The organism is Streptomyces lydicus (genome assembly GCF_001729485.1).
In the GTDB taxonomy this organism is placed as follows: domain Bacteria; phylum Actinomycetota; class Actinomycetes; order Streptomycetales; family Streptomycetaceae; genus Streptomyces; species Streptomyces lydicus_D.
The window spans coordinates 2,280,065-2,299,030 of the sequence record NZ_CP017157.1; the positions used below are offsets into that span (position 1 = coordinate 2,280,065).

Below are 18,966 nucleotides of genomic sequence, written 5' to 3' on the forward strand. Positions count from 1 at the left end.
ACCGCCACCGTGCACCCCGCCCCCCACGACACCGCCGTCCGGGTCCGCGCCGCCACCCGCGCGGACCTGGCGGCCATCGCCGCCCTGCACGCCGACGCCGGCGCCGCCCACCACCGGGCCCGCCACCCCCACGCGCCGTTCGACGCCCCCGCCGAGCACGCCCGCCGGCACGACGCCTGGGCCCGCGTCCTGGACCGCGACGACACCCCGGCGCTGTGCGCCGAACGCCGCGGCACCGTCCTCGGCGCCGCCGCCTACCTCCCGCACGCCCCGGCGGCGGGCGGGGACCCGCCCCGCGCCGACCGGCCCCGGCCCACCGTCGAACTCCACCAGCTGCACGTGGCCCCCGCCCACTGGGGCACCGGCGTCGGCCGCGCCCTGCACACCGCCTGCCTGCACGCCTGGCACACGGCCGGCTACGCCCGGGCCGTCCTCGACGTCCAGTGGCACAACCGCCGCGCCCGCGCCTTCTACGCCCGCCTCGGCTGGCACCCCGACCCCGGCCGCCGCCCGCCCCCCGACGCCACCCACCTCACCCTGACGCTGGAGCTGTCCCCCCCCGGCCGCACCCGGCGCCGCAGGGCCCTCCCGCCGTGCGATGAGCGGTAGTTGCTGTGTCTGGGAAGGACCAGTGGACCCGTAGCGGCACGCCTGAGGAACGGCACTTGAAACAGGGCGGGGAAAGAGCGCACCACGCCCGTCTATCCGGGATGAGCAGGCCGGCCGGACTCGATCTCGCGGACGGGATCAGGGTCAGGCGGCGAACCGGGCTGCTCGCTCGCGGAGTTCCTGGGCTTCCGGAACGCCGCTGTAGCGGCGGAGGCGTACGCGCATGTCCTGGAGGGCGGCCTGGACCCTCACGGAGCGGATGCCGTCCGCGCAGTCGAGGAAGTCTCGCCAGGTCACCAGAGCGCCGTCGACATCGCCTTGGCGGAGCCGTACGCCACCCAGGTCGGCCAGGACGATGGCGCGGGTGCGGCGGCGGTCGAGGCCGTGGATGTCGAGGGCGAGGTGGAGGTGCTCCTCGGCGGCGTCGAGGTCGCCGAGGCGCGAGAGGATCATGCCGGATTCGTGGGCCCATCGGCCGGGGGAGTAGTGGGCTGCCCAGGAGTCGCCGCCCGCGGTGGCCGGCTTCCCAATGGCGGTCTCGGCCATGTCGAGGTGCCTGGTGGCCATGCGACGGTCGTCGTCCTGGGCGGCGGCGTTGGCGAGGGTGGCCTCGTAGTAGGCGACGGCGCGGGGGTTGTCGAGGTGGCGGCCGTAGTCCACGCAGGCTTCGCCGAGCTGGACGGCCTCGGCCCGGTAGCCCAGGTCGACGCACTGCACGGCGAGCCCCCGCAGGGCGGTGGCGGACAGCTCCGGATCGCCGGCCTCTGCGGCCAGGCGGAAGGAGTGTGCGTAGTAGCTCTGGGCGAGCCCGCGCAGTTCGGGGGTGTCGCCTTCGTCCTGGGCCATCCAGCCCGCGAGGTGCACCAGCTGGGAGGTGGCGGCGAACAGCTCGCGGCCGGTGGCCTCGGTGAAGCGGCCCTCCAGCCAGGGAGCGACGTCCTGAGTGAGGTAGCGCACGGCGAGGTGGCGGGCGTGGCCGCCGCCGAGTTCGGAGGCCGAGTCGCCGAGCGTCTTCACCATGTGGCGCACCGCTGCCACTTCGCCCCGGCCGACGCGCAGGCTCCCGGGGGAGGCGCCCTTGGTCCTGCGGGTGATGCTGTCCATGTCGGGCAGGTCGAGGGCGGACAGGGCGTATCCGCTGGATGCGACGATGAAGTTCCGGCGGTCCACGTCGCTCCTTCCCAGGTGTAGGACTGAGGCCACGGTATCGGTGCGGAGTGCCACCGGCATGGCCTCCGGAAGGTTGATCGCCTCCGGATCCAGTTCCAGCACCTGGGCGAGGTAGGGCCACCAGTGGTCCGGGGTGCGTTCGCCCTCGATCCAGCGCCGGGCATGCTGCCGTTGCAGACGACGCGGATCGCCGCTCTCAGCCAGCCCCAGAGCGCGTGCCAACTCTGAGGGCCCCCAGCCGCGTTCCTGGCACGCCTGCTTGATCAGATCCGCGACGGCCGGGTTCTTCGGCACCCCGTCACCCTCCCCACCTGGATTACGCGGGATTACGCAGGACTACATCCTGGGCCCTGTCCCGGGACCGCGGATCGCCGTTCACTGAACATCACCCCTTGGATCTCCGAATGGCCCGAACGGGCCCTGTGCAGCGGCCTGTTCGAGCTTGTCCGGACGCGTGAGAGGAACCACCGGTGACGACGACCGACCAGTACCACCCCACCCGCAGGACCGCACCCTCGACGGTGGATGAATCGGCGCAGAGCGCCACGGCCCACGAGGTGTCCGCGAGCGCCTCCCGGCCGACGACCCCGATCGTCCAAGGGCTGGCCCTTCTGGACAAGGACCCCCGCTATGACCGGCGGACCGGGCACGCGGCCCTCTTGGTAGACGTCTGCTTCCTCGATGGCACGAAGACCACCGCGAAGCTCGAACTGGACCCAGGACGGGTCCAGTTGCTGAGCATGCAGCTGGAGCGAGCCATCGCCCTGCGCGAGGCGGCAGGCAAGGAGGAGTCCGAGTGAACCGGACTGTCTCGTCCGACCCGCTCGGAAATGCCCTGACCTGGGTGTGGGCGCTCGGTACGGCAGCCGGGCTCGCCATGGTCGGCGTGCTCGCCCAGGGCGAGTCCCCGACTGTGCCGGGCTCCCTGGCGCACCCCTCGCTCAACGTCGATGACGCTGCTCCGTACGACGCCGCTGAACAGACCGCCCTGGCCCTGACTTCCTCCAACGGGGCCACCCCGCTTCTTGAGGCAGACACGACAACGCCTCGTCGGCACGCGTGCTCTGCGCACCCTACGAGGGGAAGCTGATGATCAGCCAGCTCAAAAGTGATACGCAGCCCCATCCCGTGTCGGTCGCGTTCAGCGGCCCCGACAACACTGGGAAGACCAAGCAGATCGGAATCCTCGCCCGCCGCATGAGCGTCGGCGCCACCTCGGCGGGGCCCCTCGACCACTACGACCGGCGCTGGGCCGCCATCAAGGCCGACGGCATGAGCCGCTGGTGGTTCGAGACCGGACCGGTACAGGAGGTCTGCGACGTCCTCGCCACCTCCTACCTGGAGCGCTCCCGCCGTCCGTTCTCGGCGCCGGTGCGGCTCCTCGACCGGGGCATCCCGATGCTGGAGGCATCCGTCGCGGCCACTGTCGCCGTCCGGGAGAACCTGGCCGCTTCGCAGGCGGCTGATCGTGCCCGCTGCCTCCTGGCCCCATACGAGGCCGATCTCCGGACCGCGGAAGCCGGCGAATGCGCCCTCCTGCTCCTGCACTGCGAGGACGAAGGCACCCGCCGGAGCCTGTCCCACGAGGCCGGCGTCACCGATATCTACGCGGCCTATCAGCGTGTCCTCCATGAGCAGATCAACCGGCTCACTGCGGAGGGCCGGTTCGCCATGACGATGCACATCGGCGACCGGCCGACCGTCACCGTCCAGGACGAGGTCCGTCGGCTCCTGGCACCACTGCACCCTGCCATCCCCGGCCGGGCGATGGCAGGCGTGCACGTCACCGCGCTCGGTGGCATGTCGGAGAGCGGCAAGAGCACGGCCGGCGAGTACTTACGCACGCACCACGGGTACGCCCGTCTCAAGATCGGCTACCTGATCCAGGACGCGGCCACCCGGGCGGGCATCGCTGACCCGTACCGGCTGGACCCGGTCGTGCAGGCCGAGCTCATCGTGGATGCCCTGGACCGATACTGCGAGGCGCACCACTTCCTGGACTCCGTCAGCGTCGAGTCCCTGCACGACTTCGACTCGACGGCTGAGCTCGCCAGGATGCTCGGATCCCAGCTCACCATCGCCTACCTGGACGTCTTCGCAGCCGTCCGCGCACAGCGTGGCACCGCAGGCGCACGGGACGTTGCCGACCGTGACGTGGTCAAGAGCGCTCGGGGCGCAGACAAGATCGCCTCCATCGCCCAGGAGGTCATCGGCAACGACGGACCGCGCCTGGAGCTGGAGCGAAGACTGGACCGCATGGCGCTGGCCCACAAGTGGCCCGAGCATCGGCCGAGCACCATGCCGGTCAACGCGCTGGGTCTGCCGGTACACCTGGAGTCCTATCTCTCCGAACTTCTCGACCGCCTGACTGGGCCGAGCCCGTTGATCGACCTGCTGGCCGTCACCGGCAGCGGCGCCCGTGGCAAGTACCAGCACGACTGGAGCGACCTCGACGTGTTCGTTGTCGCCGGCGTCGACTCCCTGGGCGGGATGCGGCGTGTGCTGGCCGACCTGGAAGCCGAACTCGGAGGCGTCAAGCTCGGGCTGACCGTGCTCACCCGCGCGGAGTGCCGGGCAGGAGCCGTCACCTCCAGGCTCGTGCACGTCCTGGCGCTCATCGGGAGCGGTGGCCTCGTCCCGCTGTGGTGCGCTGCCGGACTTGCCCTGCCTGCTCCGGACACGGATACCGACATCGACGTGAGCCTGCGCGACGGAATCCAGGCCGCCATAGAGATCCGTCGTCAGCTCCTGAAGGGTTCGCCCGACCTCCGCGACCTGTACAAGGTCACCGCACTCCTGGCGAAGATCCAACTGCGGTTCCGCGGGATCGAGCGCCCAGCTGACAACGACGCCCTGCGGGTACTCGTCGAAGCCGGGCACCAGGACACGGGCATGGTCGCAGCGGCCCGCACCGAACGGGCTGCCGCCGACGAGTTGGCCATGGTCGTCCTGCGGAGCTGGCTGGCCACTCTTCCCGGGGACATGACGTGAGCATGGGCGACCGGCCAAGGGCGTCGAGCACGGCCACCTTCTACAAGGAGGCCACCACCCGTGAGGCGGCCGAAGCCGAAGCCAAGGGCTGGACGAAGCTCGTCCCGCGTCTCCAGGTTCCGGCCCTGCGGGGGCGTCTGCCGCTGCCGGACCGGCACCTGCTGGCGTACGAGGACGTCTTCGCCAGCGGGCGATGCGACCTGCTGCTCGGCGACGTGATCGCCCTGGCCGACCGCGACCCGGCCTTGCTGCCGCGCCTGGCCCGCCTCGTTGACGGCGTATGCCACGACCTGCGGGCCGCGGCCTCCGAAACCGGGCAGGTGGTCCCCCTCGCCGAGTGCGTGCCCGCCCTCTACCTCGACCGCATCCGCCCCGGCGGACGCCTCGACCGCTGGTACCTGCTGCGGGACCTGCCGTTCACCCTGCCCCACGCCGATGTGACCCTCACCGTCGAGGAGTTGGCCGACTACACCGTCACCGCCAACGGCCGGCCGCTCACGCTGAACGTCGCCGCCGTCGTCGACAGCGCCCGTCACGCCCTCGTCCCCGATCGGCGCTGGCTGGCCGGGCTGACGCAGGGCGACCCCACAGAACCCAACATCGCCGACCCGCTGTGCTGGCTCGACTTCGAATGCGCCGGTCGCAACACTGCTGCAGGCGAAGCCGCCAACCTCCTCTGGTACCTGATGGCCATGGGCGGCTGGCTCGTCCCCCGCTACCAGCCCGACGTCTACGCCCGCACCCTGCGCCTGGCCTTGCCGACCCGGACCAGCCCCCGCATCGACCACCTGGAACTGCACGCCGCCGCGCGGCATATCGACATCCAGTACTCCTGGAACACCGGCCCCGGCCGCCACGCCGCCATCAAGAGAGCGCTGCACGGGCTCTGCGCCCAAGGCGGCATCGGCATGGACGAACTCCGTGCCTTCCTCGCCCTTCGCATCCTCGGAGTCATCCCGGCCGGTCGGCTGACCGGACACGACCTGCTGCTCGTCCTGATCAAGCTCGCCGAGAGCCAGGACCCCGCAACCAGCCTCGACGCCTTCTTCACCACCGTACCGGCCCCTCATTCCGACCCCGGCGAATGGAGCCGCAATGCCCCGCACCTTCTTGAGACCGCACTGCAGAGCCGGCCACTGCAAGGCCGGACCGCTCTCGTCACAGGTGGCGCCACCGGAATCGGCGCCGAGATCAGCCGCGCACTGGCCGCCGCCGGAGCCATCGTGGCCATCAACCACCTCGGCCAGGAGCGGGAAGCGCAAGCCCTCGTCGCCGCCTTCGACCGCGGCGGAAGCCTGGGAGTCGCGATCAATGCCGACCTGACCGACCCCGACGCCGTCCATGCGATGACCGACCGGGTCCGTGCGGAGGCGGGGTCGATCGACATCCTCGTGAACAACGCCGGCGCCTACCCCCGAGTCTCCTGGAGGGACACCGACGAGGACGCCTGGAACCACTCCCTCGGCGTGAATCTCACCGCCCACTACCGCGCATGCCACGCGGTGACCCCCGGCATGGTTGAACGCCGCTGGGGCCGGATCGTCAATATCGGCAGCGTCAACGCCCGGGCGGGCCGGATCAACCTCGTCGCCTACAGCACCGCGAAGGCCGGCCTCCTGGGCCTCACCCGTTCCCTCGCCCGCGAACTGGGCCCGTACGGGGTCTGCGTCAACACGGTCCTGCCCGGCGCCATCCAAGTCGGGGCCGAGACCGTGGTCCCCGCCCGCCATCGTGTCCGTCCGGAGGACCAGATCAAACGCCAGTGTGTTCCCCGCCGTGGACGGCCCGAAGACGTGGCGGCCCTGGTGGCATTCCTCGTCGGGCCCACCGCGTCGTTCATCACGGGACAATCCGTCCACGTCGACGGCGGCTGGCTGCTGCACTGAGAACGTCAATAAGCAAGGAGACAAAGCCCAATGAACGAACGAGTCCGAGCCGTCCTCGTCACCGCGGACGAGACCATGCTGGTCATCCGCCGCACCAAGCCCGGCGTACCCGTGTACTGGGTGCTGCCCGGCGGCGGCGTCGAAGCCAGTGACGAGTCCCGGGAGGCCGCCCTCCACCGGGAGATCCACGAGGAGATCGCGGGCAAGGCCGACATCGTCCGCCTCCTGCACACGCTGGAGGGTGAGGGCGGGCGTCAGCTCTTCTACCTCGCCCGGATCGCGAAGTGGTCCTTCGAAGACCGTACCGGCCCCGAGTTCAGTGCTCAGGGCCGGGGCGAATACGCACTGGAGGAGGTCCCGCTGACCGTGGAGGGGATCGACGGCATCGACCTCAAGCCTGAGGAGATCACCCACGTCCTGCGTGGCGCCATCGCTGACGGGACCCTGATCCCCGACGAGACGATGGCTTGACCTGGGAGTACGTGCGCACGTACTCGGGGCCAACGCCGTTACGCGTTGGCCCCGAGGGCGCTCATGGCGTCAGAAACCGGACGGTCAGGTGCGGCCTCCGCATCTCGTGGACGACTGCGGGCAGCACGACGACCCTCCGGACGGACGCTGCGGCGCAGGACGCGTGCGCTGGCGCGGTCGGCGGTGATGCGGGAGCGGCTGGCACCCCGACCCCGGCCGCCGCCCGCCCCCCGACGCCACCCACCTCACCCTGACGCTGGAGCTGTCCCCCCGCCCGCACCCGGCGCCGCAGGGCCCTCCCGCCGTGCGATGAGCTGCAGCCGCTCCGCCGTCCGCCCGTCCAGCGTCCCCACCCGGCCGGTCCGCTCCGCCACCACCGAGAAGCCCGCCGCCCGCACCAGCGCCCGCAGCCGTTCCGGCGCGTGGTGCCGGAACACCCCGCCGTCCGGCGTCTCGAACACCCCGTAGGTGCCGTAGCGCTCCGCGAACCGCGCGTACCGCTCCTGGTTGAGCGCATCACCCTGCAGCGGCACGTCGCTCAGGTACAGCACCCCGCCGGGCCGCACCAGCCGCCCCAGCTCCCCGGTGATCGCCGTCTGCTCCGCGTCCCCCGGCACGCACGTCAGCACCGCGAACAGCAGCGCCGCATCGAACGAGCCCGCCCCGAACGGCAGCGGAAACCCCGCCCACCGCATCAGATCCAGCCCCGGATGCTCCCGCCGCCCCCGCGCGATCAGCGCCGCCGACACATCCACCCCGCGCACCTCGCGGTAGCCGAGCCCGGCCAGCTCCGCGGTCAGCCGCCCGTAACCGCAGCCGTAGTCCAGCACCCGCGCGCCGCGCGGCACGTACGCGTCCAGCAGCTCCGGATCGAGCGGATGGGTGAAGGTCTTCGCGGACCCGGTCGTCTCCCAGAAGCCGAGGAATCCCTGTGGCGAGGTCATGCCCGGACCGTACCCACGGAATAGCCCGCTGCCTCCCGGGGTTGCACCGGAACACGTCCCGACGAGGAAAGTCAGCTCATGCGCGTCGAAATCTGGTCCGACATCGCCTGCCCCTGGTGCTACATCGGCAAGGCCCGCTTCGAGGCCGGTCTCGCCGCCTTCGCCCACCGCGACGGCGTCGAGGTGGTCCACCGCTCCTTCGAGCTCGACCCGGACGCGCCCGCCCCCACCGACATCCCGGTCCTCGACATGCTGGCCTCGAAGTACCGCGTCAGCCGCGACGAGGCCGCGGCCATGGAGGCCCGGGTCGCCGACGCCGCCGCCGGCGAGGGCCTGGACTACCGCTCCGACCGCATCCACGGCAACACCTTCGACCTGCACCGGCTGCTGCACGCCGGCAAGGCGCACGGCGTGCAGGACGCCCTGCTCGACGCGCTCTACCGCGCCAACTTCGCCGAGGCCCGCCCGCTCGGCGACCCCGCCGTCCTCCAGGAGATCGCCACCGGCGCCGGCCTGCCCGCCGAGGAAGCCGCCCGGGTGCTCGCCGACCCCGCCGCGTACGCCCAGGAGGTACGCGCCGACGAGCGCGAGGCCGCCGCGCTCGGCGCCACCGGCGTCCCCTTCTTCGTCATCGACCGCCGCTACGGCATCTCCGGCGGCCAGCCCGCCGACGTCTTCCGCCAGGCCCTGGAGCGGGCCCACGCCGACGGCGCGATCCAGACCCTCGCCGCCCCCGACGGGGAGGTCTGCGGCGACGACGGCTGCGCCGTACCCGGCGTCTGACACCGTCCGAAAGACAATGGACGCGACCGGCTCCCGCCGCGCACAGTGGGGTCATGCAGCGACATGAGCCACTCGGCGGGGCCGAATTCGCGCCCGAGACGACCTACCTCAACTCCGCCTCCAGCGGACTGCTCCCGCGCCGCAGCGCCGCAGCCGTGCGCGCGGCCCTCGACGAATCCGCCTCGCACGGCACGATGGGCCGCGACTACTTCGCCGCCGCGCACGCCTCCCGGGCCGCCTTCGCCCGGCTGGTGGACGTCCCCGCCGAGCGGGTCGCCCTCGGCAGCTCCGTCGCCGTCCGGTCCGCGCTGATCGCCGCGTCCCTCCCGGCGGGCGCCGAAGTCCTCGCACCCGAGGGCGACTTCAGCTCCCTGGTCAACCCGCTCGGCACCCACCCGGGCATCAAGCTGCGCACCGTGCCCCTGGAAGCGCTCGCCGACGAGGTGCGCCCCGGCACCGCGCTGGTCGCCTTCAGCGCCGTCCAGTCGCTCGACGGCCGGATCGCCGACCTCGCCGCCGTACGGGAAGCCGCCCGGACCCACGGGGCGCGCACCTTCGTCGACGCCACCCAGGCCGCCGGCTGGCTGCCGCTGCGCGCCCTCGACTTCGACTACCTCGTCGCCGGCGCCTTCAAATGGCTGCTGTGCCCGCGCGGCACCACCTTCATGGCCTTCGGCGGCGAGCGCGGCGACCGCACCGACGGCCCCGGCTGGCCGGCCGCGCTGCACGCCGGCTGGGTCGCCGGCGAGGACCTCGCCGCGTCCAACTACGGACTGATCACCCCGGCCACCACCGCCCGCCGCTTCGACGAACCGCACGCCTACCTCTCGTACGTCGGCGCCGAACAGTCCCTCTCGCTCATCGAGGAACTGGGCGTACCCGCGATCCACGCCCACGACACCGCGCTCGCCGCGTACTACCGCGAGCGGCTCACCGACCGCGGCCTCAGCCCGCGCCCCGCACCCGGCTCGGCCATCGTCTCCACCCCCGGCCTCACGGACGCCGAGGACCGGCTCGCCGCGGCCGGCGTGAAGATCTCCGTACGCGGCGGGCTGCTGCGCGCGGCCTTCCACCTCTACAACTCCACCGACGACGTCGACCGGCTGCTGTCCCTGCTGGACTGAAGCGGACCACGGCACCGGGAATGCGGGACCCCGCCGGCGATGTTGGCACCGCTGACGTCACGTCTGATCACGTGCACCGGACAGCAGTTGAGAGGCCCCTTCAGTGACCACCGCTTTCGACCCCGTCGACCTCGCCGGCATCCCGCTCGCCAACCGCCTCGTGATGGCGCCGATGACCCGCAACCGCGCCACCGCCGACGGCGTCCCCACCCCGTCGATGGTCCGCTACTACACCCAGCGGGCCTCCGCCGGACTCATCATCACCGAAGCCACCCAGACCACCCCCGTCGGCCGCGGCTACCCCCTCACCCCGGGCCTGCACACCCCCGAGCAGGTCGCCGGATGGCGTGCGGTCACCGACTCCGTGCACGCCGCGGGCGGCACGATCTTCGCGCAGCTGTGGCACGGCGGCCGGATCGGCCACCCCGTGCTGCTGCCCGACGGCCTGGTGCCGGTCGGCCCCTCACCGGTCGCCGCGGCCGGCCAGGGCTTCACCCACGAGGGCCTCAAGGACTTCGTCACGCCCCGCGAGCTGACCGGCCAGGAGATAGCCGACACGATCGCCGGCTTCGCCACCGCCGCCCGCAACGCCCTCGACGCGGGCTTCGACGGCGTCGAGATCCACGGCGCCAACGGCTACCTCATCCACCAGTTCCTCGCGCCCAACAGCAACCTGCGCACCGACGAGTGGGGCGGCTCCGACGAGGCCCGCGCCCGCTTCGCCATCGAGGTCGTACGGGCCGTCGCCGACGCGATCGGCGCCCACCGCACCGGCCTGCGCCTCTCTCCCGGGAACCCCTTCAACGACATCTCCGAGCCCGCCCCCGAAGCCACCTACACCGCGCTCGTCGAAGCGGTCGCCCCGCTGGGCCTGGCCTACCTGCACACCTGCGACGTCGTCGACCAGGACCTGCTGGCCCGGCTGCGCAAGCGCTTCGGCGGGACGTTCGTCCTCAACCCCGCCACCGAAGGCCGCCCCACCGGCCCCGAGGAGCTCCCGCTCGTCGAGGAGGGCCGGGCCGACCTGCTGGCCTACGGCGCGCTCTTCATCGCCAACCCCGACCTGCCCCGCCGTCTCGCCGCCGGCGGCCCCTTCAACACCCCCGACCGCGCCAGCTTCTACGGCGGCGACGACAGCGGCTACCTCGACTACCCGGCCCTGACCGACTGAGCACCCACCGACGCACCGGCGGGGCGCACCGTGCGCCCCGCCGGCCCGCTCACACCTCTCGGCTCACACCTCTCCGCGCACCATCCGCACCAGCCGGTCCAGGACCGCCCCGTCACTGACCCGCAGTCCGTCGTGCTCCCACTCGTTCGTCACCCACACCCGCAGCCCCCGGATCCGCTCCGCGGTGCGCAGCGCATGACCGGTGTCCACGTACATGTCGTCGAAGTAGACCGCCGCCGCGGCCGGCACCTCGTTGCCGGCCAGCCGCCCGGCGTCGTACAGATCCGGCCAGTCCGTCCGCTCCGCCAGCGCCTGCGCGGTCTCCTTCAACGGCCGCAGCGCCGGATCGGTGTCGAACATCCACGGGTACATCATCTCGCCGGTGAAGTACACCGGCCCGTCCCCGGCCAGCGCCGCGTCCACGTCGAACGCCGCGTACGACGGGGCCAGTTGGCGCCGCACCCGCTCCGCCGCCCAGCCCGTCGGCCCCGCGTCCACCGACCGCTGCCCGTAGATCGTCTCGTGCAGCACCGCGAACAACGGCGTCGCGGCATGCGAGAGATGACCCTGCACGGCCTCCAGGAACGCGTCCGCCGGCTCCGGGCCGGCCGGGCCCGCCACCCACGCCTCACTCACCAGGTGGTGCAGGGTGTGCGACCCGTCGCCGCTGCCCAGCATCAGCCCCAGCGACAGGAACGCCTCCGCGGTCAGCAGCCCCCCGCCGGGCAGCCGCACCACGTGCTCGCGCAGATGCCCCACGATCCGCCGCACCGCGGCCACGTCCCCCGGATACCGCGCGTAGTGCGCCGCGTTCTTCCGCGCCACCCGCGGATACGCCGCCCGGTAGACGTCCTCGGCACTCGCGTCCAGACCGGGCAGCCCGCCCGTGACGTACGCCGCCGACAGCGCCTCCGGCGCCCGGGAGAGGTAACCGACCGTGCAGAACCCGCCGAAGCTCTGGCCCAGCACGCTCCACGGCCCGCCGTCCGGGACCAGGTGGCGGCGGAACAGCTCGGCGTCCCGCACGATCGCGTCCGCCCGGAAGTGCGCCAGGTACGCCGCCTGCTGCTCCGGGCCGCCGCGCAGCGGCAGCGTCTGCCGGTTCGCCGGCGTCGACCGCCCCGTACCGCGCTGGTCCAGCAGCAGCACCCGGTGGTCCTCCAGCGCCCGCGTCAGCCAGGACTCCCGCCCCACCGGACGCGGCGACGGACAGCCCGGACCGCCCTGCAGGTACACCAGCCACGGCAGGTCGTCCCGCTCCCGCCCGGCCGCCACCACCTCGCGGCCGTACACCTCCAGCCGCTCGCCGCCCGGATCGTCATGATCCAGTGGCACCTGAAGCACATGGTCGCGCGCCACGACCCCCGGCATCCGGTCCGCCCTCATCAGCCCCTCCTCGCACACGACGCGGCGCGGCCGCCGCACAGACCCTGCTGTGCGACGACCGCGCCACCGGTACCGCTCTCGTCTACGTCACCGTACTCAGTGCACCGGGGTGAAGTCCCGCGCTCCGATGTAATCCGGGCGCCGCACCGGCGCCGCGAACGGCTCCACCGCCGCGTTCTCCACGCTGTTGAAGACGATGAAGACATTGCTGCGGGGGTACGGCGTGATGTTGTCACCCGAGCCGTGCATGGCGTTGCAGTCGAACCACGTCGCCGAACCGGCCTTGCCCGTGAACAGCCGGATGCTGTGCTTGTCCGCCATCTTCGTCAGCACCTCGTCCGACGGGATGCCCGCGTCCTGCATCTGGAGCGACCGCTTGTAGTTGTCCTTCGGCGTCTCGCCCTCGCAGCCCACGAAGTGCTGGTGCGAACCAGGCATGATCATCAGGCCGCCGTTGGTGGCGTAGTTCTCGGTCAGCGCGATCGACACGGACACGGTCCGCATGTTCGGCAGCCCGTCCTCCGCGTGCCACGTCTCGAAGTCCGAGTGCCAGTAGAAGCCGGAAGCACCGAAGCCGGGCTTCACGTTGATCCGCGACTGGTGGACGTAGACGTCCGAGCCGAGGATCTGCCGGGCCCGGCCGACCACACGCGGATCGGAGACCAGCTTGGCGAACACCTCACTGATCTTGTGCACCTCGAAGACGGACCGGACGCTCTGCGACTTCGGCTCGACGATGGAGCGCGGGTCGGCGCGCATCTCCGGGTCGAGCACCAGCCGGTCCAGCTCGGCGCGGTACACCGCGACTTCTTCCGCCGTCAGCAGTTCCCCGATGGCGAAAAAGCCGTCGCGTTCGAAGTCGCTCAGCTCGGACGGCGCGAACGGGCCGGCCGCTCCGGGCTGCGACCACACCACCGGGTCCTTCCGCGGGGTGATGACCTCATTGGTCCCACGGGTCGGGTACAGGTCGGCGGTGCGCTCGGGTGCGGTGGTCATGGTGTTGCCTTCCTCTCCTCTCGTACGGAATCCGGCTCACGTGCGTGACGCGGGGCTTCCGCGGCCGGCCCGCGGAGGGGCCGGCCGTGGATCGCCTCAGACCTTCTCCGGCTCCGGGTCCGGCTCGGTGAGAACCGGGTAGACCCCGTTCTCGTCGTGGTCCTCGCGGCCGGTGACCGGCGGGTTGAAGACGCACAGGCAGCGGAAGTCTTCCTTGATCCGCATGGTGTGCTTCTCGTGCCCGTCGAGCAGGTACATCACGCCGGGCGTGATGGTGTGCTTCTCGCCGGTCTCGTCGTTGGTCAGCTCGGCCTCGCCCTCGACGCAGACGACGGCCTCGATGTGGTTCGCGTACCACATCGACGTCTCCGTACCGGCGTACAGGACGGTCTCGTGCAGCGAGAACCCGACGCGCTCCTTGGCGAGCACGATGCGCTTGCTCTCCCACGTACCGGACTTGGCCTTGACGTGGCGGTCGGTGCCCTCGATGTCCTTGAAGGATCGGACGATCACGGTGGGTCGGTGCCTTTCTGTCGAACGTGCAGGAACTCTGACGGGTCTCAGACGCAGTCGCGGACCGCGCGGCCGAGGGTCCGAAGGCCCTCGTCCAGCTCCTCGGGGGTGGTGGTCAGGGCGGGCAGCAGTTTGACGACCTCGCTCTCCGGACCGGAGGTCTCGATCAGCAGGCCCAGCTCGAAGCACCGGGCCGCGATCCGGCCCGCGAGGCTCTTGTCGATGCACTCCAGACCCCACACCAGACCGCGGCCGCGGTACTCGGCGAAGGCGCCCGGGTGCTCCTCGACGATGGCCTTCAGGTGTGCTTCGACGATCTCACCGCGGGCGAGGGTCTGCTTCTCCATCTGGCCGTCGGCCCAGTAGGTGTCCAGCGCGGCGGCGGCCGTCACGAAGGCCGGGTTGTTGCCGCGGAACGTGCCGTTGTGCTCGCCGGGCTCCCAGATGTCCAGCTCAGGCTTGAACAGGGTGAGCGCCAGCGGCAGCCCGTAGCCGCTGATCGACTTCGAGACGGTGACGATGTCCGGCACGATGCCCGCCTCCTCGAAGGAGAAGAAGGCACCCGTACGGCCGCAGCCCATCTGGATGTCGTCGACGATCAGCAGCATGTCCCGGCGCTTGCACAGGTCGGCCAGCGCCCGCAGCCACTCGGCGCGGGCCACGTTGATGCCGCCCTCGCCCTGGACCGTCTCCACGATCACCGCGGCGGGCGTGTTCAGGCCGGAACCCTGGTCCTCCAGCAGCCGCTCGAACCACAGGAAGTCCGGGTACGCCCCGTCCAGGTAGTTGTCGAACGGCATCGGGGTGCCGTGCACCAGCGGGATACCGGCGCCGGCCCGCTTCATCGAGTTGCCGGTGACCGCGAGCGCGCCCAGCGACATGCCGTGGAAGGCGTTGGTGAAGGACACGATCGACTCGCGGCCCTTGACCTTGCGGGCGAGCTTCAGCGCCGCCTCGACCGAGTTGGCGCCCGTCGGCCCGGGGAACATGACCTTGTACGGCAGGTCGCGCGGCCGCAGGATGATGTTCTGGAACGACTCCAGGAACGCCCGCTTGGCCGTGGTGGACATGTCCAGGCCGTGGGTGATGCCGTCCCGCTCGATGTAGTCGATCAGGGCGCGTTTGAGGACCGGGTTGTTGTGTCCGTAGTTGAGCGACCCGGCTCCGGAGAAGAAGTCCAGGTAGGTGTGCCCGTCCTCGTCGATCAGACGGCTGCCCTGGGCGCGGTCGAAGACGGTGGGCCAGCCACGGCAGTAGCTGCGCACCTCCGACTCCACGGTCTCGAAGACGCTCAGATCGGGCTGGGTGATGGTCACAGCATGCTCCTGGGAGAGAGTGCGAAGGATGAGGAAGTCTGGGGGCGGGGGTGCCGGCGGCCCTTGTGGGCGGCCGGATCCGCGGGGCCGGCGCGGCGCCGTCGCCGCGCGGCCCGGGGGCGCTACTACCCGGGGGCAGGGGCGGGAGGCTCGAACGGGCCTATGAGGTGCAGCACCTCCGGCTCGTGGCCCTGCTCGGGGAACAGCCCCGCGTCGAAGAGCACCTCGCGCGTGACCGGCACGGAGTGCCGCTCGGCGAAGGACGCGAACAACCTGTTGGACGCGGCGTTGTCGGGTGTGATGGTGGTCTCGACGTAACGAATGCCCAGCTCGTCCCTGGCGCGGAGCGTCAGCCCGTCCAGGAGTGCGGCCGCCAGCCCCTTGCCACGGTGCGCGTCGTCGACGGCGATCTGCCAGACGACCAGGGTCTCCGGGCGCTCGGGGCGGAGGTAGCCGGTGAGGAAGGCGGCCGGCTCGCCCTCCGCGTCGCGGGCGACGACGGAGGTGGCGGCGAAGTCACGACACCACAGCAGGTAGCTGTAGGACGAGTTGAGGTCCAGCGCCTTCGAGTCACGGGCGATGCGCCAGATCGCTGCCCCGTCCTCCACACGTGGAGTGTCGAGCTTGAAGCCCTCCGGAATTTCTCTGATATCGCTGCGGGCACCTGCATGGTCTGCTTGTGCGGCGGTCATGCAATTGAATTTACCCAGGCGAAAAGGAAATTGCATCGCGGGCAGGGGTTACGTAAACGAGCTGGATATGTTATCGCGCGGGCGCGCCTGTGCGTGCGATGTGGCCGAAACTTGTCACGATTTGCCCAGGAGGTTCGGGGCGAAACGGACACGCTGTGTAGTCGGTCACAGGTGCGTAACGCTCGCGAGATCCGTCCGAATTACGGGATTCGGCACTAGCAAAATCTTGGCGTTTGAGCTGCGGAAAAGCGGGCAGAAGAATACGGGAAGCTATGCTTCCAAGAAATTGGGAATTCGCCGGTGGAAGACCCCGCGTTGGCCCTATGTAAACCTGTACGGCAAACCCATGACAAGGCCCGCAACACCATGCGCCGCGATTTGGGAAACCTCCGGGAATGCCCGGCTCCCGGTACCCGCGGCGCCGCGCGGCAAAGACCCCCGGCACCCCGCCCCACCGGCCCGGCCGCGCCGCCTAAAGTGCCTGTATGACGTCCAAGAGTGAGGGTGCGGTGCTGCACCTCAAGGGGAGGGTCCTCGTCGGGCCGGACGACGTACGCGACGAGCTGTGGGTGGTCGGCGGTCGTGTCACCTTCGACCGGCCGGCCATGGCACGCGATGCCACCACGGTGGAGGGCTGGGCACTGCCCGGCCTCGTCGACGCCCACTGCCACGTGGGTCTGGACGCACACGGCCCGGTGGACGCCCCCACCAGCGAAAAACAGGCGCTCACGGACCGTGACGCCGGCACCCTGCTGATCCGCGACGCGGGGTCGCCCTCCGACACCCGCTGGGTCGACGACCGCGAGGACCTCCCGCGGATCATCCGGGCCGGCCGCCACATCGCCCGTACCAAGCGCTACATCCGCAACTACGCGCACGAGATCGAACCCGAGGACCTGGTCGCCTACGTCGCCCAGGAGGCTCGCCGCGGCGACGGCTGGGTCAAACTCGTCGGCGACTGGATCGACCGCTCCACCGGCGACCTGTCCGCCTGCTGGCCCCGGGGCGCGGTCGAGGCGGCCATCGCCGAGGCGCACCGGCTCGGCGCCCGGGTGACCGCGCACTGCTTCGCCGAGGAGTCCCTCGCGCCCCTCGTCGAGGCCGGCATCGACTGCATCGAGCACGCCACCGGCCTCACCGAGGACACCATCCCGCTGTTCGCCGAACGCGGCGTCGCGATCGTCCCCACTCTGATCAACATCGCCACGTTCCCGCAGCTCGCGGCCGGTGGCCAGGCGAAATACCCGCGCTGGGCGGACCACATGCGCCGCCTCCACGAACGCCGCTACGAGACCGTGCGGGCCGCCTACGACGCCGGTGTGCCGGTCTTCGCCGGCACCGACGCCGGCGGCTCGCTGGCCCACGGCCTGGTCGCCGAGGAGGTCCTCGAACTGACCCGGGCCGGCCTGCCCGCCGTCGCCGCCCTCTCCGCCACCACCTGGGGCGCCAGGGACTGGCTCGGCCGCCCGGGCCTCACCGAGGGCGCCTCCGCCGACCTCGTGGTCTACGAGAGCGATCCGCGCGAGGACGTACGCGTCCTGGCGGCCCCGCGCAGGGTCGTCCTGCGCGGGCAGGTGGTCGGCTAGCGGGCCGGGCCTCCGCGGGGCTCCGGGGCGGCGCACGGCGCCGCCCCGATCCGGGGACCGGGGGAACGAGGTCGGTCAACCCGGGTCACCCGTGCGGTGGGGCGGCTGTGACGCGAGAGCCGCACCGTGCCGCAGGAATCGAATGCAAACGCGAAAACCACCCTTTGGGATGAACTGACCACGCGTGGCTCCCCGTTCACCCTCCGTGCGGACACGATGTGCGGGTCGAGGTCGTCGGCCCGCGTGATGTCCCCCATTGGCGCGGCCGGCGGCTCCATCTCTCTTGTGGGGGTTCCACACACGTGTCCACCAGTCCCACCCACTCCGGCATGCCCAGGCGCCTCGCCGCGACCCTCGTCGCCACGGCCCTGACGGCCGGTCCCGCCGTCCTGCTCGGCGCCGCGCCCGCCCACGCCACCGGCGACCACGGCCCGGCCCGCGGCACGTCCGGCGCGGTCGTGCTGCGCGCCGGCCTGAACGTCGGCCTGCTCAACAAGACGCTCGACGTCCCGTTGAACGCCGTCCTCAACGAGGTGCACGCCCCGGCCTCCGCGAACAAGACCGCGCTCACCGTCAACCTCGACGGCATCGGGCACGGCAAGCCGTTCAGCGTGCTGCGCGCCGACGTCGCCACCGCACGGGCCACCGCGGACCACCGCAAGGCCGAGGGCTACGCCAACCTCGTGCACGCCGAGGTGCATCTGCCGGGCCTGCCGCTGCTGTCCCTGATCGAGGTCCAGCAGGTCACCGCCACCGCGGTGTGCGAGGCCGGCAAGGCGCCCCGCGCCACGTCGAACGTGCTGGGCAGCGTCCGCGTCCTGGGCAAGAAGGTCACGCTCACGGCGGGCGGGACGACGGAGGTGAAGGTGCCCGGCGTGGGCGAGGTGCGGCTCGACCTGTCGAAGCGGAGCACCACGGCCAGGAAGGCCGCCGCCACCGCGCTCGACCTGAACGTCTCCGTCAACCCCCTGAAGCTCAACGTCGCCGACGTCCGCGGACGGGTCACGCTCGCCCAGGCCACCTGCACCACCCCGGGCGGCAAGACACCCCGTCCGGGCGGCTCCGGCGGCACCGGCGGCGGTCAGCCGCAACCCAGCGGCGGCACCCGGCCGGCCGGGGACAGCAAGCCGGCCGGCGGCAAGGACACCCAGGTCAACCAGCCGGGCTCCCGGCCGAGCACCCAGAACCTCGCCGAAACCGGCGGCAGCTCGGCCACGCCGTACCTCGCCGGCGGCGCGGCCCTGCTCGTCGTCGCGGGCGCCGGCTCGATGGTCTACGCCCGCCGCCGTACCGCCGCCCGGCAGACCGGGCGCGGCTGACAGCCCCGT

17 protein-coding genes are annotated in these 18,966 nt (G+C 71.6%); 10 read left to right on the forward strand and 7 right to left on the reverse strand.

The window, feature by feature from the left end:
- Window positions 1-9: 9 nt before the first annotated feature.
- Window positions 10-609, forward strand: a complete 600-nt coding sequence (locus SL103_RS09770; RefSeq protein WP_069568348.1) for a GNAT family N-acetyltransferase — start codon at window positions 10-12, stop codon at window positions 607-609.
- Between the two features lie 144 nt (window positions 610-753).
- Here the strand turns inward: SL103_RS09770 and SL103_RS09775 are convergent, their stop codons facing one another.
- A complete protein-coding gene (locus SL103_RS09775) occupies window positions 754-2,073 on the reverse strand; it encodes a helix-turn-helix domain-containing protein (RefSeq protein WP_244303878.1) in 1,320 nt (439 codons plus the stop codon).
- 176 nt (window positions 2,074-2,249) lie between these two features.
- Between SL103_RS09775 and SL103_RS09780 the strand changes: the two genes are divergently transcribed.
- From SL103_RS09780 to SL103_RS09800, 4 genes are all read left to right on the forward strand, one after another.
- Complete coding sequence (locus SL103_RS09780) at window positions 2,250-2,579, forward strand: hypothetical protein (RefSeq protein ID WP_069568349.1); 330 nt, start codon at window positions 2,250-2,252, stop codon at window positions 2,577-2,579.
- 328 nt (window positions 2,580-2,907) lie between these two features.
- A complete protein-coding gene (locus tag SL103_RS09790) occupies window positions 2,908-4,770 on the forward strand; it encodes a nucleotidyltransferase domain-containing protein (RefSeq protein ID WP_244303879.1) in 1,863 nt (620 codons plus the stop codon).
- Window positions 4,771-4,772: 2 nt separating this feature from the next.
- Complete coding sequence (locus SL103_RS39190) at window positions 4,773-6,656, forward strand: SDR family NAD(P)-dependent oxidoreductase (RefSeq protein WP_279631144.1); 1,884 nt, start codon at window positions 4,773-4,775, stop codon at window positions 6,654-6,656.
- Window positions 6,657-6,686: 30 nt separating this feature from the next.
- Window positions 6,687-7,127 (forward strand): NUDIX hydrolase, encoded by a 441-nt coding sequence (locus tag SL103_RS09800; RefSeq protein WP_069568355.1) that lies wholly within the window; start codon window positions 6,687-6,689, stop codon window positions 7,125-7,127.
- Window positions 7,128-7,372: 245 nt separating this feature from the next.
- On the opposite strand, the gene SL103_RS09805 is transcribed toward SL103_RS09800, so the two are convergent.
- The gene (locus SL103_RS09805) at window positions 7,373-8,071 is read right to left on the reverse strand and encodes a class I SAM-dependent methyltransferase (RefSeq protein WP_069568357.1); all 699 of its coding nucleotides are present in this window, start codon (window positions 8,069-8,071) and stop codon (window positions 7,373-7,375) included.
- Window positions 8,072-8,149: 78 nt separating this feature from the next.
- On the opposite strand from SL103_RS09805, the gene SL103_RS09810 reads away from it, so the two are divergent.
- The 3 genes from SL103_RS09810 (at window position 8,150) to SL103_RS09820 (ending at window position 11,149) form a co-directional block, all read left to right on the forward strand.
- Window positions 8,150-8,854: a DsbA family oxidoreductase gene (locus tag SL103_RS09810; protein ID WP_069568359.1), complete on the forward strand. Its 705-nt coding sequence runs from the start codon at window positions 8,150-8,152 to the stop codon at window positions 8,852-8,854.
- A 53-nt stretch (window positions 8,855-8,907) separates the two neighbouring features.
- On the forward strand, window positions 8,908-9,978 hold the full coding sequence (locus SL103_RS09815) for an aminotransferase class V-fold PLP-dependent enzyme (protein ID WP_069568361.1): 1,071 nt from the start codon (window positions 8,908-8,910) through the stop codon (window positions 9,976-9,978).
- 103 nt (window positions 9,979-10,081) lie between these two features.
- Window positions 10,082-11,149, forward strand: a complete 1,068-nt coding sequence (locus SL103_RS09820) for an alkene reductase (protein ID WP_069568362.1) — start codon at window positions 10,082-10,084, stop codon at window positions 11,147-11,149.
- Window positions 11,150-11,212: 63 nt separating this feature from the next.
- On the opposite strand, the gene SL103_RS09825 is transcribed toward SL103_RS09820, so the two are convergent.
- From SL103_RS09825 to ectA, 5 genes are all read right to left on the reverse strand, one after another.
- Window positions 11,213-12,535 carry an alpha/beta fold hydrolase gene (locus SL103_RS09825; protein ID WP_069568363.1) on the reverse strand — a complete coding sequence of 441 codons (1,323 nt, stop codon included), beginning with the start codon at window positions 12,533-12,535 and terminating at the stop codon, window positions 11,213-11,215.
- Between the two features lie 96 nt (window positions 12,536-12,631).
- Window positions 12,632-13,531 carry an ectoine hydroxylase gene (gene thpD, locus SL103_RS09830; RefSeq protein WP_069568365.1) on the reverse strand — a complete coding sequence of 300 codons (900 nt, stop codon included), beginning with the start codon at window positions 13,529-13,531 and terminating at the stop codon, window positions 12,632-12,634.
- Between the two features lie 96 nt (window positions 13,532-13,627).
- A complete protein-coding gene (locus SL103_RS09835) occupies window positions 13,628-14,044 on the reverse strand; it encodes an ectoine synthase (RefSeq protein WP_069568366.1) in 417 nt (138 codons plus the stop codon).
- Between the two features lie 47 nt (window positions 14,045-14,091).
- Complete coding sequence (ectB, locus tag SL103_RS09840) at window positions 14,092-15,360, reverse strand: diaminobutyrate--2-oxoglutarate transaminase (RefSeq protein ID WP_069568368.1); 1,269 nt, start codon at window positions 15,358-15,360, stop codon at window positions 14,092-14,094.
- Window positions 15,361-15,485: 125 nt separating this feature from the next.
- Window positions 15,486-16,052: a diaminobutyrate acetyltransferase gene (ectA, locus tag SL103_RS09845; RefSeq protein ID WP_208869843.1), complete on the reverse strand. Its 567-nt coding sequence runs from the start codon at window positions 16,050-16,052 to the stop codon at window positions 15,486-15,488.
- Window positions 16,053-16,537: 485 nt separating this feature from the next.
- Here ectA and SL103_RS09850 point away from each other — a divergent pair, with 485 nt between their 5' ends.
- Window positions 16,538-17,638 carry an amidohydrolase family protein gene (locus SL103_RS09850; protein WP_069568370.1) on the forward strand — a complete coding sequence of 367 codons (1,101 nt, stop codon included), beginning with the start codon at window positions 16,538-16,540 and terminating at the stop codon, window positions 17,636-17,638.
- Between the two features lie 329 nt (window positions 17,639-17,967).
- Window positions 17,968-18,957: an SCO1860 family LAETG-anchored protein gene (locus tag SL103_RS09855; protein ID WP_069573583.1), complete on the forward strand. Its 990-nt coding sequence runs from the start codon at window positions 17,968-17,970 to the stop codon at window positions 18,955-18,957.
- The last annotated feature ends 9 nt before the right edge of the window (window positions 18,958-18,966 follow it).

What these genes read in the sequence shown, in the direction of transcription:
- SL103_RS39190 (WP_279631144.1), top strand. Translation starts at nt 4,773, where the DNA reads ATGGGCGACCGGCCAAGGGCGTCGAGCACGGCCACCTTCTACAAGGAG.
- SL103_RS09825 (WP_069568363.1), bottom strand. Translation starts at nt 12,535, where the DNA reads ATGAGGGCGGACCGGATGCCGGGGGTCGTGGCGCGCGACCATGTGCTT.
- SL103_RS09805 (WP_069568357.1), bottom strand. Translation starts at nt 8,071, where the DNA reads ATGACCTCGCCACAGGGATTCCTCGGCTTCTGGGAGACGACCGGGTCC.
- ectA (WP_208869843.1), bottom strand. Translation starts at nt 16,052, where the DNA reads ATGACCGCCGCACAAGCAGACCATGCAGGTGCCCGCAGCGATATCAGA.
- SL103_RS09850 (WP_069568370.1), top strand. Translation starts at nt 16,538, where the DNA reads ATGACGTCCAAGAGTGAGGGTGCGGTGCTGCACCTCAAGGGGAGGGTC.
- SL103_RS09810 (WP_069568359.1), top strand. Translation starts at nt 8,150, where the DNA reads ATGCGCGTCGAAATCTGGTCCGACATCGCCTGCCCCTGGTGCTACATC.
- SL103_RS09800 (WP_069568355.1), top strand. Translation starts at nt 6,687, where the DNA reads ATGAACGAACGAGTCCGAGCCGTCCTCGTCACCGCGGACGAGACCATG.
- SL103_RS09855 (WP_069573583.1), top strand. Translation starts at nt 17,968, where the DNA reads ATGCCCAGGCGCCTCGCCGCGACCCTCGTCGCCACGGCCCTGACGGCC.
- SL103_RS09815 (WP_069568361.1), top strand. Translation starts at nt 8,908, where the DNA reads ATGCAGCGACATGAGCCACTCGGCGGGGCCGAATTCGCGCCCGAGACG.
- thpD (WP_069568365.1), bottom strand. Translation starts at nt 13,531, where the DNA reads ATGACCACCGCACCCGAGCGCACCGCCGACCTGTACCCGACCCGTGGG.